Here is a 13,146-nt window from a genome sequence, read left to right as displayed (position 1 = left end):
TTCGAAATTACTTACATTATACCTAATTATGATCATTGCATTGTATGAAGGCCAAATTAAGACTTATAATCGATAAATCAGTCATTGAATCTGCCAAATCGTATGCAAAAGATCAAGGGAAAAGTCTTTCTCAAGTGATAGAAAATTATTTAAAATCACTGACTGATGAAAGCCAACCAAAGGAAATTTCAGCAAACGTGAAAAAATTAATTGGCTCAATCAAATTACCAGAGGATTTTGATTATAAAAAAGAATTAGAAGAAGCGAGAGCTCAAAAATACGAAAGATTTTAAAAGAAGTGATTTCTCAACTATGACTCCCAAAGAGCTTTTAGGAACCATTAGACCGCACTAGCAAAAAAATAAAGGCTAGCCGAATATTCAGCTAGCCTTCTTATTTTTTAGATAAGGAAAATCTTATCCATCATTCTTACTTCTCAATCACTGAGTCTGTAGCATATTCTTCTACAGGAATACAGCTACACACCAAATTCCTGTCACCGAAGGCTGAATCAATTCTTCTGACAGTAGGCCAGAATTTATTTGTTCTCACATAAGGCAAAGGATACACTGCTTTTTCTCTGCTGTAAGGGAAGTCCCAAGCATCTGCTAGCGCAAGGTTAGCTGTATGCGGTGCATTTTTCAACACGTTGTTTTGCTTATCAGCAACACCATCTTGGATTTCCTGAATCTCTTCACGGATAGCAATCATCGCATCACAGAATCTATCCAATTCAGCTTTGGTTTCAGACTCGGTTGGCTCAATCATCAAGGTACCGGCAACAGGGAAAGATACAGTTGGCGCATGGAATCCATAATCCATCAATCGCTTAGCGATATCTTCTACCTCCACACCAAAATCCTTGAACGAACGGCAATCCAAAATCATTTCATGTGCTGCTCTTCCATTAGCACCTGTGTACAGGATTGGATAATGAGCTTCCAATCTGGCTTTCATGTAGTTGGCATTCAGGATTGCAAGTTTGGTTGCATTGGTCAAACCCTCTCCTCCCATCATTGCGATGTAAGCATAAGAGATAGGAAGGATACTTGCACTACCAAAAGGTGCGGCAGAGATAGAAGTGATTGCTTCTGTTCCGCCTGTTTTCACTACTGGATTTCCTGGTAGGAATGGAGCTAAATGTTTGGCCACGCAGATTGGTCCCATACCAGGGCCACCACCACCATGAGGGATACAGAAAGTCTTGTGAAGGTTTAAGTGACACACGTCTGCACCAATCATACCTGGGCTAGTCAAACCAACCTGTGCATTCATATTAGCACCATCCATATACACTTGACCACCGTTAACATGGATGATCTGGCAAATCTCTTGGATAGCTTCTTCAAATACTCCGTGAGTAGATGGGTACGTTACCATCAAAGATGCCAATTCATTTTTATGTAATTCCGCTTTCTCTTTCAGATCAGCGACATCAATATTTCCTTTTTCATCGCACTTCACCAATACCACTTTCATACCTGCCATAACTGCAGAAGCAGGGTTGGTCCCGTGAGCGGAAGTTGGAATCAAAGCAATATTTCTATGGTGATCACCTCTGCTCATGTGATAAGCACGGATGACCATCAAACCTGCGTATTCTCCTTGCGCACCAGAATTTGGTTGCAAGGAAGTATCAGCAAAACCTGTGATTTCGGTCAACCAATTGCGTAGATTCTGGAACAACTCGTAATAACCAGCTGCTTGATCCTGTGGAGCAAATGGATGCAATTGCCCAAACTCTGGCCAAGTAACAGGAATCATCTCCGTAGTAGCATTCAATTTCATGGTACAAGAGCCCAATGAAATCATCGAATGTACCAATGAAAGATCTTTCGCTTCCAAGCGCTTGATGTATCTCAACATCTCATGCTCTGCATGATTTTGATTGAATACCGGATGGGTCAAATACTTAGACGTACGGGCCAATGAAGCCGGCAACTCCAAGGTCAAACCTTCGACTAAAGAATCAAAATCTACACTTACCTTTTTGTCAGTTGATTTTGCAAATACCTCAACAACTGCTTTTACATCTTCCAGTGTTTTTGCTTCATCAAAAGACAAGAAGATAGCGCCGTTTTCATACCTGAAGTTCATTTCAGCAGATAGTGCAAATGCCTTGATTTTTGATTGCTGAACTTCGTCAGTTTTTATTCCAATAGTATCGAAGAAGGACTCACTTACTCCATCAAAGCCCATTGCTTTCAATGCTTGAAGTGTGATTTTTGCTAATCCATGCGTTCTAAGTGCAATTTCTTTCAATCCTTTTGGACCATGATATACTGCGTACATGCCAGCCATTACAGCCAGTAACACTTGGGCTGTACAGATATTAGAAGTAGCTTTTTCTCTCTTGATGTGTTGTTCTCTGGTCTGCAAAGCCATTCTGTAAGCCTTGTTACCATCTCTATCTACAGATACACCGATGATTCTACCAGGAACTTGTCTTTTGAAAGCATCTTTGGTTGCAAAGAACGCTGCGTGAGGTCCTCCATAACCCATAGGCACTCCAAAGCGCTGACTTGTACCTACTACTACGTCTGCCCCCATCTCACCTGGAGACTTCAATAAAGTCAAGGCTAACAAATCTGAGGCAAAAGCAGTGAATACGTGATTTTCTTTGGCAGAAGCCACCAAATCGGTATAGTCTATCGCCTCCCCATCCATGTTAGGGTACTGAAGCAATACGCCGAATAGATCCGCATCCGTCAAATCCAATGATGAAAGAGGGCCGATCTGCAAGTCAATTCCGATAGGCTCTGCTCTTGTGATCAATAAGTCTTTTGTTTGAGGGAAGATTTTTTCATCCACAAAAAACTTGTTTGCATTCTTTTTTTCTCTTGGCTTGGATGCATGCAACATAGTCATTGCCTCAGCTGCTGCGGTAGCTTCATCCAATAAAGATGCATTGGCCATTTCCATACCAGTCAATTCCATCACAACTGTTTGGAAATTGATCAATGCCTCCAACCTACCTTGAGCGATTTCAGCTTGATAGGGCGTGTAGGCTGTATACCATCCTGGATTTTCCAAAATATTTCGTAAAATCACTCCTGGCACAATGGTATCATAATACCCCAAGCCGATGAAAGACTTATAAATCTTATTTTTGGACGCCAGCTTTTTGAAGTCCTTCAAGAACTCTGCTTCAGACTGGGCAGCAGGAAGATCCATGGGCTTGGTCAGCTGAATAGATTTCGGTATCGTTTGGTCAATCAACTCACTAAGAGAGGATGCGCCAATGGCACTCAACATAGCACTGATTTCCTCCACTGAAGGAGCATTATGCCTGTTTTCGAAGGTTGTACTCGGATGAAGATTAATTTTCATAATCGGTTGAAATGTGAGGATTTATTTGGGTTATATCCGCTTTTTATTTTCGTAGTGCAAAGGTATAAATTATTGAACGTAAAAGGATTTTTAACGCCCAAGAAATCTCTTAGATAACAAGCTTCTTGATAAACGGTTTTAATGTGATTGGAATATTTTTTATGTTTAGCCACTTAAAATAAATGAAAACTAAGTAACGCTATGAAAAAACGATTTTGGTTGGTGGGTGCGTTGGCATATATGCTATCGTTCACCGTCCATGCACAAGATGCTACTGCTGTTAAATATGCTACTACCATTACAGCAGAAGATCTTGAAAAGCATCTGAGATACATCGCCTCTGAAGAACTTCAAGGAAGAGACACTGGAGCTGAAGGACAAAAAAAAGCAGCAAGCTACATCAAAGACCATTTTGAGAAATTAGGTCTTACAGGGCCTGTAGACGGTAGTTATTATCAGGTATTTGAACTTGTATCTAACAGTTACCCTGATGTAACGCTACAAATAGGTAAAAATAAAATGCAGCTGAACAAAGATTTTATCTTTGTGGGTGATGCTGACATGAAAAAAAGCCAAAAAGCTCCAATCGTTTTTGTGGGTGATGGATCAAAAGAAAGTTTGGCTAAAGTTGACGTCAAAGGAAAATTGGCCGCAGTATGGGCTATCGGCGCACGCACTCAAAATATTGTAAAAGATGCTATCGATGCAGGTGCAGTTGGAGTAATCGTTACTACAATGGAAGACCAAACAGCCTTCGATCGATTAGCCAGTAGATATGCTGCTATGTCAGGTGGACGTTTGGGCTTTGAAAGACCAACAGTTCAAGAGCCAGCATTTATGGTAAGTGGTTCACAAATGGCTTCAATATTCGGTGTAACTGTTGATCAAGTGAAAGCTGCCATGGCTAATCCTGCATCTGTGGCTCCTGCTCAGGCTACCTACCAAGTTAAAAAGCAGACAAAAACAGTCTCTACAGAAAACGTATTGGGTTACCTAGAAGGAACTGATAAAAAAGAAGAAGTATTGGTTATTTCCGCACACTATGATCACGTAGCTCCAAATGCCGATGGAAGTATCAATTATGGGGCAGATGATAATGGGTCAGGTACCGTAGCGTTGATGGAAATCGCCGAAGCCTTTGCTATGGCTGCTAAAGATGGAATCAAACCAAGAAGAAGTGTATTATTCATCGCTTTAACAGCGGAAGAAAAAGGTTTGCTAGGATCTCAGTATTATGTTGAAAATCCGATTTTCCCATTGGAAAATACGGTCAATAACCTGAATATAGACATGTTGGGAAGAATTGACAATATTTACAAAGATGCAGAAGATACCAATTATCTATACGCGATTGGTTCAGCGATGTTATCCAGTCATTTGAAAGTTATTTTAGATTATAACAATATCACCTATACAGGTCTGAATTTAGATTATCGCTATGATGATCCAGCAGACCCTAATAGGTTCTACTTCAGATCCGATCACTATAATTTTGCTAAGTATAACATCCCATCAATTTTCTTCTTCTCAGGCTTGCATAATGATTATCATACGCCAGCTGATACAGTGGACAAGATTGAGTTTCCATTAATGACCACAAGAGCAAGGTTAATCTTCCATTTATCTTGGGACTTAGTGAACAGAGATCAACGAAATCCAGTAGATGGCTCCAATAACAGAGGAGAGCGATAAAACAAAAAGGGCTTTTGAAAATTTCAAAAGCCCTTTTTTATTTTTATGACTAGCGGATTACCTCCCTTTAATGATTATACATTCACATGTCTTTCTGCGTGATATGAAGAACGAACTAATGGTCCAGACTCCACATATTTCAAACCTCTTCTGAGACCTTCTTCGCGATAATGAGCAAATAAATCAGGATGGATAAATTCTGCCACTTCAATATGCATTTTGGTAGGTTGCAAATATTGACCTAAGGTTAAGATATCACATCCATGAGCGGCAAGATCATCCATTGCCTTATAGACCTCTTCTTTGGTTTCGCCCAGACCCAGCATAATTCCGGTCTTTGTACGTTTACCATATTCTTTGGTCAATTTGATTTGCTCCAAAGATCGAACATATTTAGCTTGAGGACGCACTCTCCTGTATAACCGCTCCACTGTTTCCATATTGTGGGAAACCACTTCCTGTCCTCCGCTGATCATTCTATATAGAGCGTCCCAGTTAGATTTCACATCAGGAATCAAGGTCTCGATAGTTGTTTCAGGAGACATTTCTTTCGTCATGACCACAGTCTGATACCAGATCTCGGCACCACGGTCTTTTAGTTCGTCTCTATTAACAGAAGTAATCACCGCATGTTTCACTCCCATCAATTTAATGGCCTCCGCTACTCTTCTTGGCTCATCAGTGTCATACTCCGGTGGTCTTCCTGTAGCAACTGCGCAAAATGAACAAGAGCGCGTACATACATTTCCCAAAATCATGAAAGTTGCAGTCCCTGCACCCCAGCATTCACCCATATTTGGGCAATTACCGCTTTCACAAATGGTATGTAATTTATGTTGATCGACTAGCTTTCTGACTTTGGCATATTCCTTCCCTACAGGAAGTTTCACGCGCAACCAATCGGGTTTTTTTCGCTTGGTAGTTTCTTCAGAAATTACAGGTAATTCTATCATTGCTTCTGAATTAGTATTAAGTAACAAAGGTAAGGGCTAAGGATGGATTAACCCAATGGAATCCTCATTTCCTAAATCCGTAGAAAAAGGTGAAGTACACTGATTGGAACAACTGTCTGTTTTCAACGGTAGGCATCAAAGGAATCTCTCTCGTAAAACCTTCTAATTGATAGCCAAGTTCCAAACCGGTCACATTTGTTCGGAATACACCAAATTCAAAAAATAATGCAGCCTTGGCATTTCCACCGAATGCAAATTCCGACTGACCGATACCCTCAAAAATCCTCCCGGGCCCCAACACATTGAATCTGCTTTGATGTACCTCTGGATTATATTGCTCTCGGACTGTTTCCAATCGATTGACTGCATATTCAATAATATAAGGTGCAACCACTCCCACAGTTGGGCCTACAGCACCCAGAACAGACACCTGCACTCCTTGTTGAGGGGCTTTTTTAAATACAATCAGCTCACGACCATAATAGGGTCTAATGGAATACAGATAGTTGGATTTGCCGAAAATAAAGGAATTACCCAAAATCGTATTATATCTCACCTCCTTGGGGTTTTTGACATTTGCCAGATCCAAACCAAAAAACTGGAATTGGGAATCATCTAAGCGCTGGGCCATTTTGAAGGAAAAGCCTCCAATCAAGCCTCCATTGGTATTTTTATTGATACCAAAAAGTACTTCTCGGTCATACTCGTAATTCCCCGCATCCTCTCTTTGCGCATGCAGAGTCAATGAGAGACCCAAAAAGAGTATTGAAAATATGTAAATTCGACAGTTCATCATTTCACGGATGCAATATTAACGTTAACTTGCCCACTAAGTTATCTAACCAAAAATAAAAGTAAGAGTTTATGCCTACTATTAAAAGTGTCTATCAAGGAAATCTACGAACAAATATGAGACATCTGCAATCCGGGCTTGAAGTAATCACAGATGCACCTGTTGACAATAATGGTAAGGGTGAAGCATTTTCGCCCACAGACCTAGTTGCGGCTGCCCTTGGAAGCTGTATGGTCACGATTATGGGAATCGTGGCAGAAAGAGATGGAGTTTCTTTGGAAGGTCTGAGTTGGGAAATCACTAAAATCATGAACTCCCAACCAAGAAAAATCAGTGAAATTGTTATTGATTTTCATTGGGAAAAACCTGTAAATGATCCTACGATATTGCAAAAACTAAAAAATGCAGCAAAAACATGCCCGGTAGCTTTAAGCTTGGATCCAGCATTGAAACAAACCATTAATTTTAATTTTTGATATTTTTTCATCCCCCTGTAGCGTATCACACTTCTCTTGCGTCTTGTCTGTAGAAAGAAATAATAAGCGTCTTTGGAAGAATTTATAATCCAAAAAGCAAAAAAAGGTGACCCGAAGGCTGTGGAAATGTTGTACAAACATTTCTATGGCTTCGCTATGGGTATTGCTTTGCGGTATTCTTACAATAAGGAGGAAGCTTGCGAAATCGTCAATGATAGTTTCATGAAGGTTTTTGACAAGCTGCAATCCTATGAGCAACAAAATTCTTTCAAGGGTTGGTTTCGTAGAATCATCGTCAATACTTCCATTGACTATTATCGAAAAAACAACAAATACAAGGCAGTGCTCGATATAGAGCATGCTCATGTTCGTGAGTTAGACCCCTCGGTGATTGATGAGTTGTCCAAAGAAGATATACTAAACCTTTTGAGAAATCTTCCAGACATGCTCAGAATAGTCTTCAATCTTTATGAAATCGAAGGGTATTCACACAATGAAATTGCAGAAAAACTCACTATCCCTTCCAGTACATCAAGAACCTACCTGGCAAGGGCCAAAGAAAAGTTAAGAGAAAAAATCACACTCCTAAACAAACAAAGTGATGAAGGAGCCATTCGATAAAAAGTTAGCAGATAAAATCAAAACATTATTCCAGTCCCATGAGGAGACAGCTCCTCAGAAAGAATGGGAACGATTTTCTGCTGCATATTTTAATAAACCTGTAAAGAAAAAATATCCTATTTGGCCTTGGTGGGTTTCTGGAATCGCTGCTTCCTTAGCGTTGGCAATTTGGTTAGGCAGAACTCCTGAAGCGATAGAGGAACCGAATGAATTATTATCTTTTGCAGATACCCTAGCTAAAGAAAGTAAATCCTATGAATTGGAAGACTTAGGCAGTATTGAGACCTTAGAAGATATAACATCAAGAGATGAATTGGGGTCAATGGCAGCAAATACGAGAGGCCCTGTCCAAGCCGCGGAAACTTTTCCCAAATCATCAGCAAAACAAGCCGAAATCACTTCAAGACCAGCTGAGAATCCTTTGGTAGCAGAAATAAATGTTCCAGAAACTACAGCTGAATTGAATACGCTCGAATCTACTTATGTTCCTTTTAGCTCCCTAACAGACAAAACACTAGACTCTAAATCCGCCGAAACCTATATCAAAAATTTATTGGCAGAAGAACAGGAATCAGTTAAGCAAACAAGCAAAGACCCTTTTAAACTTGGGTTACTAATTGCTCCTCAAGCTGTCAGCAATGCAAACCAAACTATTGGTCTGTCTGCAGGTATCATGTCGGAGATTGCTGTTTCCAAAAAACTAAAAATAGACATGGGCATTGCATATGCTCAGCAAAACTTAAATCCCAATTCAAATGGTGGCATGTTGAATGCTAGAACTTCCGATGCCATGCAAAATTATTCCGGTCAACAGTTTCGAGAACAGGCAATAGCTGGAAACCAGTTTTTCGCAGGTAATTTAATCAGTGCGACAGAGGAACTACGATTTGGACAATTAGAAATCCCCATCAATTTGAAATATAAATTATTGGAGCGCAACAAAGCAGATATTTACTTTGTATCAGGTATTTCCAATATGTTTTACCTAAACCAAGAGCGAATAAGCACGTTGAATTTTGCAAACTTAAGTGCCGCTGGTAACATTGGTAACGGGATCCAAAGCTTTTCTCAGCGATCCGTCCCTGATGCCAGCAGCTCTGATGTCAATATTGGCCAATTGGTAAATGTTGCCGTAGGATTCGAGCAGAATCTTTCCAATGGTACATTTTTGTATATTGAGCCATTTTACAAAATGTCAGTTGGTAATCAAACCTTCGCAGAACAACAGTTTTCCATCGGAGGTATTAATCTTAGAATGAATTTCCAGTTTAAAAAGTAACAAAATATGAAGAAAGTATGGACTAGCTTAGTAGCATTAATGGTCATGTCATGGATGAGTGCTTGTATCAACTCAGAAAGTGAGCTCGAAATTGCAATTGAACGAGATATGAAAATACTCCGAGATTTTCTAGAACGAAATAACATTGATGCACTTGAAACACAATTAGGGTACTTTTACAGAAAAGTAGAAAGTAATGAATCTGGTCAGCAAATTGTTAACAACAATATTCTAGGGGTATATTACGAAATCAGAACAATTGATGGGCAGCTAATAGACACACACTTAGATGAGAATAAGCCGCCTAGATTGTATGCGCATTCAGAGTTAGGCTTAGTCCCAAGAGGTATTAATTTTTCAAGTGGAATTGCTAGAGAAGGCGAAACCTTAGAATTATTTATCCCTTCTCACTTAGCTTATGGAGGATACAGTTTTCAACAGCTTATTCAGCCTAACTCCAATCTTGTGGTTCGAATAAAATTTGCGAAAATATACAGCCAAGCACAAATCAATGAAATGGAGGAGCAAATAATCGAAAAATTCATTACCGAAAATGAGTTTGAAGATTTTCAAAAGACAAGTGCCGGAATGTATATAAGGACTGTAAAAGAAGGCAGTGGCGTCCGTGAAGGTGAAGGAGGAAGCTTAGTCCGGTTTAACTACTCCATAGCTCAGATAGATGTCAACAATCCTTTCGCCAATCTTCCAACAGGCGCCAATTCATTTCAAATAAGAATAGGAAATCAAGAAAATCAGGCATTTTTGAATTTGTCCATGCTTGGAGTAAAAGTTGACCAAGAAATAGAAGTGATTCTTCCTTCAAGACTTGGATTTGGGGCGACTACTCAAGTATTCCCTTTTGCAATCAGGCAAGACCTTTTTAGTCGCGGTCTTCTCCCTGAACTCGCAAGACCTTTTGAACCCTTGCTATTTAAAGCACGCATAGTTTCCATTAATTAATAAAAGGCCCTCATTTGATGAACCAAATGAGGGCTTTTTTCTTTGTTGTAAATACCAATGGAATTGGTGAATTTTACAAACGAATAAACCCAAATAATATGAGCTTTTTATTCGATAGCTTCAAAGGCTGGAAACAGTACTGTCTGGACAAAGACATCACATTGTACGATTCAGTCATTGAGTATGAGATGACTCAAAAAAACAAAAAAGAAGCCGATATCTGGACTGGTTTAGGCAAAGCTTATCAGGTCATGAAAGAAGCTGTAGACACAGGTCTTCAAGAAGATATGACGTCTCGATCAGGCATGATTAATAACGGAGCGAAGAAAGTATACAAACACCCTTTGAGCGTCTTGTCTCCTGAATTTCAACGATTGATAGCTAGAGCGCTTGCAGCTAAAGAGGTTAATTCATGCATGGGACGTGTAGTAGCTGCTCCTACTGCAGGTGCCTCTGGTATTCTTCCAGGCACATTGTATACATTACAGGAAATTCATCAGCTAGAAGACCAAAAAATATTAGAAGGTTTATTAGTTGGTGCCGGTATTGCCCTAATCATTGAAGAAAAAGCAAGCTTGGCAGGGGCTGTAGGTGGTTGTCAGGCAGAAACAGGTTCGGCAGCAGCGATGGCTTCTGGCGCTATGGTATTTTGTCTGGGAGGTAGTATCGATCAGATATTCAACGCAGTTGCCATTACCATTCAATGTATGTTGGGACTGGTTTGTGATCCCGTGGCTGGCTTGGTTGAAATCCCTTGCGTTGTGAGGAATGCCAGTGCCTCGGCAATTGCCAATAGTTCAGCGCAAATAGCCCTTGCGGACGTTAGTGCAGTCATCCCTGTTGACGAGTGTATTGAAGCTATGGGAGAAATTGGTGCAAGCATGGAAACCCGTTATAAAGAAACTGCTTTAGGGGGATTGGCAGCTACACTTACAGGGCAGGAAATTGCCAAAAGAGTATTGATCCAAGATATTGAGATATTACCTGATGAAGAACTACCGCAGTAAATCTCCAATCAAGGGTATCTCCAAAATATATTGAATCGAAAAAGAGAAGATAAGTCCCCAAAACATGGCGCTTAAGAACATGTAAAGGAAAATCTTCTCTTTTTTTACATTAAAAGCATTCATAATTACAGTACCACCAACAGGAGTAAGTAACAAGGGAGTCAATGTCGCTACTCCAACTACCCCATATTTCCTCCAAACTGTCACAATTTTTCGCGTTTTTGGACTAAACACCTTTTTTTTCTTTGTCAAACCAAGCTTCCAATTAGCCCGAAACCAATCTCCTAATAAGGTTATTGAAAAGACAGTTGTCATCATCCCCCCTACAGTTACCACCAACATTTCTAAAGCACTCAATCCCGCAGCCAAGCCCAATACAGGACCTGCAATGAACTTAAAAAGAGTAGCAATGTAAATGAAAAAGACTTTGAGGATATATTCTATCATAGCAACAGAAAAATATAAATAAAATACACTGCTAGAAGTAATCCACCTTCCCAACGTTTAATTAACCGACCGGTTAAAATAATTGGAAACAACAACAAAGTAATACCTAGCATCCACATATAGTCTTGCGTCAAAAAAGTTTCAGAAACAGGAATAGGTTGCACAATACTGGTAATCCCTAAAATAGCCAACACATTCATAATATTGCTTCCAAGCACATTCCCGATTGCTATATCAGTCTTTTTGTTCAATCCGGCAATGATAGAAGTAACCAACTCTGGTAAACTTGTTCCAATAGCAATCACGGTAATTCCAATTACCCGCTCGGTTACTCCAAAATCCTTCGCAATCTTCACAGCATTATCAACAAACATATCTGAGCCAACATAGAGCCCCCCTACACCTAAAACTAAAAAAAGAAGGGATTTTAAAAGATTGGCAGGGACAACCTCATCCTCATCCAAGACCCCACTTAATTTTCTAAAGAAATACCAATTTAATCCTACCAAACAAATAACAAAAAAAACACCTTCACCTCTGGAGATAAGTCCATTCCAGCTCAATGCTATTAATAGGATAGAAGAAATCAGCATCGCTAGGTAATCCAATTTGATAACTGATTTTTGAATAGTAATCGGATACAAAATAGCACTCAACCCAAGCACAAGAGAGATATTTGCAATGTTAGAGCCCACCACATTTCCAATAGCAATATCGCTTGTTCCTTTCAAGGCTGCATTGATACTTACCAATAATTCCGGTGCAGAAGTGCCAAATGCAACGACCGTCAATCCAATAAGACCAGCACTCAATCCAAATTTAGAGGCGATTCCAGACGCCCCCTCAACCAGTAAATGACCTCCATAGAGCAAAATACCCAAGCCAATCACTAAGAACAGATATACCACAGCAGTAAATTATAATTTTTCACCAAAAGCTAAATCCCCCGCATCTCCTAGCCCAGGAACTATATATGAATGTTCATTCAAATGACTGTCCAAGGCACAACTCCATATCTTTACGGAATGCCCCTTTAGTTGTTGCTGAATAAAATCCACTCCTTCCGGCGCAGCGATTACCGCCGCAATATGAACGGATTTAGGGTTCCCATTTTTAAGTAAATTTTGAAATGTCTTGACAAAGGATTTCCCTGTAGCCAACATAGGATCAATAATGATTACTGTTTTTCCTTCCAAATTTGGACAAGCTTGATATAAGTAATCAATCTCTACTGAATCATCTGAATTTTTAGATTCAATTCTATACGCGCCTACAAAACCACTTTCGGCATGGTCAAAAACTTCCAAAAAGCCATTGTAAAAAGGCATAGCTGCTCTCAGGACAGAAATTAGCACCACATTTTCAGGCAACGCTATGGTTGTGGTAGCTAGAGGGGTTCTTATTTCTTGAGGAACATAATCAAAGTCTTTTGAAATTTCATAGGCCAACATAAAGCCCAACCGCTTTAGATTATGTCTAAAACGCATACTGTCCTTTTGAACTTGGCTATCTCGGAGCTCTGCAATAAGCTTGTTGGCTATCGTGGGTATGGCTGATAATATAAACATGGCTATAAGGGCATAAAAAA

General features: G+C 39.8%; 13 protein-coding genes. 7 read left to right on the top strand and 6 right to left on the bottom strand.

Annotated elements, in window-relative coordinates:
• The first annotated feature begins 44 nt into the window (after nucleotides 1–44).
• The gene (locus IE080_RS14125) at nucleotides 45–293 is read left to right on the top strand and encodes a DUF6364 family protein (RefSeq protein ID WP_189583862.1); all 249 of its coding nucleotides are present in this window, start codon (nucleotides 45–47) and stop codon (nucleotides 291–293) included.
• A 136-nt stretch (nucleotides 294–429) separates the two neighbouring features.
• On the opposite strand, the gene gcvP is transcribed toward IE080_RS14125, so the two are convergent.
• Nucleotides 430–3,330, bottom strand: coding sequence for an aminomethyl-transferring glycine dehydrogenase (gene gcvP / locus IE080_RS14120; RefSeq protein ID WP_189583858.1), 2,901 nt, complete (start codon nucleotides 3,328–3,330; stop codon nucleotides 430–432).
• 201 nt (nucleotides 3,331–3,531) lie between these two features.
• On the opposite strand from gcvP, the gene IE080_RS14115 reads away from it, so the two are divergent.
• Entirely contained in the window at nucleotides 3,532–5,022 is a 1,491-nt protein-coding gene (locus tag IE080_RS14115) for a M28 family peptidase (RefSeq protein WP_189583855.1), read from the top strand.
• A gap of 74 nt (nucleotides 5,023–5,096) precedes the next feature.
• Here IE080_RS14115 and lipA read toward each other — a convergent pair whose 3' ends face one another.
• Both lipA and IE080_RS14105 read right to left on the bottom strand, forming a co-directional pair.
• Nucleotides 5,097–5,975 (bottom strand): lipoyl synthase, encoded by an 879-nt coding sequence (gene lipA / locus IE080_RS14110; protein ID WP_189583851.1) that lies wholly within the window; start codon nucleotides 5,973–5,975, stop codon nucleotides 5,097–5,099.
• Nucleotides 5,976–6,039: 64 nt separating this feature from the next.
• On the bottom strand, nucleotides 6,040–6,768 hold the full coding sequence (locus IE080_RS14105) for a hypothetical protein (RefSeq protein WP_189583848.1): 729 nt from the start codon (nucleotides 6,766–6,768) through the stop codon (nucleotides 6,040–6,042).
• A gap of 71 nt (nucleotides 6,769–6,839) precedes the next feature.
• On the opposite strand from IE080_RS14105, the gene IE080_RS14100 reads away from it, so the two are divergent.
• The 5 genes from IE080_RS14100 (at nucleotide 6,840) to sdaAA (ending at nucleotide 11,111) form a co-directional block, all read left to right on the top strand.
• Nucleotides 6,840–7,244, top strand: coding sequence for an OsmC family protein (locus IE080_RS14100; RefSeq protein ID WP_189583845.1), 405 nt, complete (start codon nucleotides 6,840–6,842; stop codon nucleotides 7,242–7,244).
• A 72-nt stretch (nucleotides 7,245–7,316) separates the two neighbouring features.
• Nucleotides 7,317–7,865 (top strand): RNA polymerase sigma factor, encoded by a 549-nt coding sequence (locus IE080_RS14095; protein WP_189583842.1) that lies wholly within the window; start codon nucleotides 7,317–7,319, stop codon nucleotides 7,863–7,865.
• Nucleotides 7,846–9,144, top strand: a complete 1,299-nt coding sequence (locus IE080_RS14090) for an outer membrane beta-barrel protein (RefSeq protein WP_189583839.1) — start codon at nucleotides 7,846–7,848, stop codon at nucleotides 9,142–9,144. Before IE080_RS14095 ends, IE080_RS14090 begins: the two co-directional genes overlap by 20 nt.
• 6 nt (nucleotides 9,145–9,150) lie before the next feature.
• Nucleotides 9,151–10,104 (top strand): FKBP-type peptidyl-prolyl cis-trans isomerase, encoded by a 954-nt coding sequence (locus IE080_RS14085; RefSeq protein WP_229800646.1) that lies wholly within the window; start codon nucleotides 9,151–9,153, stop codon nucleotides 10,102–10,104.
• A gap of 98 nt (nucleotides 10,105–10,202) precedes the next feature.
• On the top strand, nucleotides 10,203–11,111 hold the full coding sequence (gene sdaAA, locus IE080_RS14080; protein WP_189583836.1) for an L-serine ammonia-lyase, iron-sulfur-dependent, subunit alpha: 909 nt from the start codon (nucleotides 10,203–10,205) through the stop codon (nucleotides 11,109–11,111).
• On the opposite strand, the gene IE080_RS14075 is transcribed toward sdaAA, so the two are convergent.
• The 3 genes from IE080_RS14075 to upp are packed head-to-tail and all read right to left on the bottom strand — an operon-like array spanning nucleotide 11,100 to nucleotide 13,126.
• A complete protein-coding gene (locus IE080_RS14075; protein ID WP_189583833.1) occupies nucleotides 11,100–11,558 on the bottom strand; it encodes a hypothetical protein in 459 nt (152 codons plus the stop codon). The genes sdaAA and IE080_RS14075 overlap by 12 nt on opposite strands.
• Nucleotides 11,555–12,466: a calcium/sodium antiporter gene (locus tag IE080_RS14070; RefSeq protein ID WP_189583830.1), complete on the bottom strand. Its 912-nt coding sequence runs from the start codon at nucleotides 12,464–12,466 to the stop codon at nucleotides 11,555–11,557. Before IE080_RS14070 ends, IE080_RS14075 begins: the two co-directional genes overlap by 4 nt.
• A 9-nt stretch (nucleotides 12,467–12,475) precedes the next feature.
• Complete coding sequence (gene upp / locus IE080_RS14065) at nucleotides 12,476–13,126, bottom strand: uracil phosphoribosyltransferase (RefSeq protein ID WP_189583827.1); 651 nt, start codon at nucleotides 13,124–13,126, stop codon at nucleotides 12,476–12,478.
• Between the last annotated feature and the right edge of the window lie 20 nt (nucleotides 13,127–13,146).

Source organism: Mongoliitalea lutea (assembly GCF_014652135.1).
Classification (GTDB): Bacteria; Bacteroidota; Bacteroidia; order Cytophagales; family Cyclobacteriaceae; genus Mongoliitalea; species Mongoliitalea lutea.
Note: the sequence above shows the minus strand (reverse complement) of the source record. Positions and strands in the feature narration are given on the sequence as shown.

Excerpts from the sequence above, each read along its gene's own strand:
- IE080_RS14100 (WP_189583845.1), top strand. The coding sequence starts at position 6,840 with ATGCCTACTATTAAAAGTGTCTATCAAGGAAATCTACGAACAAATATG.
- lipA (WP_189583851.1), bottom strand. The coding sequence starts at position 5,975 with ATGATAGAATTACCTGTAATTTCTGAAGAAACTACCAAGCGAAAAAAA.
- sdaAA (WP_189583836.1), top strand. The coding sequence starts at position 10,203 with ATGAGCTTTTTATTCGATAGCTTCAAAGGCTGGAAACAGTACTGTCTG.
- IE080_RS14105 (WP_189583848.1), bottom strand. The coding sequence starts at position 6,768 with ATGAACTGTCGAATTTACATATTTTCAATACTCTTTTTGGGTCTCTCA.
- IE080_RS14085 (WP_229800646.1), top strand. The coding sequence starts at position 9,151 with ATGAAGAAAGTATGGACTAGCTTAGTAGCATTAATGGTCATGTCATGG.
- IE080_RS14115 (WP_189583855.1), top strand. The coding sequence starts at position 3,532 with ATGAAAAAACGATTTTGGTTGGTGGGTGCGTTGGCATATATGCTATCG.
- gcvP (WP_189583858.1), bottom strand. The coding sequence starts at position 3,330 with ATGAAAATTAATCTTCATCCGAGTACAACCTTCGAAAACAGGCATAAT.
- IE080_RS14090 (WP_189583839.1), top strand. The coding sequence starts at position 7,846 with ATGAAGGAGCCATTCGATAAAAAGTTAGCAGATAAAATCAAAACATTA.
- IE080_RS14075 (WP_189583833.1), bottom strand. The coding sequence starts at position 11,558 with ATGATAGAATATATCCTCAAAGTCTTTTTCATTTACATTGCTACTCTT.
- IE080_RS14125 (WP_189583862.1), top strand. The coding sequence starts at position 45 with ATGAAGGCCAAATTAAGACTTATAATCGATAAATCAGTCATTGAATCT.
- upp (WP_189583827.1), bottom strand. The coding sequence starts at position 13,126 with ATGTTTATATTATCAGCCATACCCACGATAGCCAACAAGCTTATTGCA.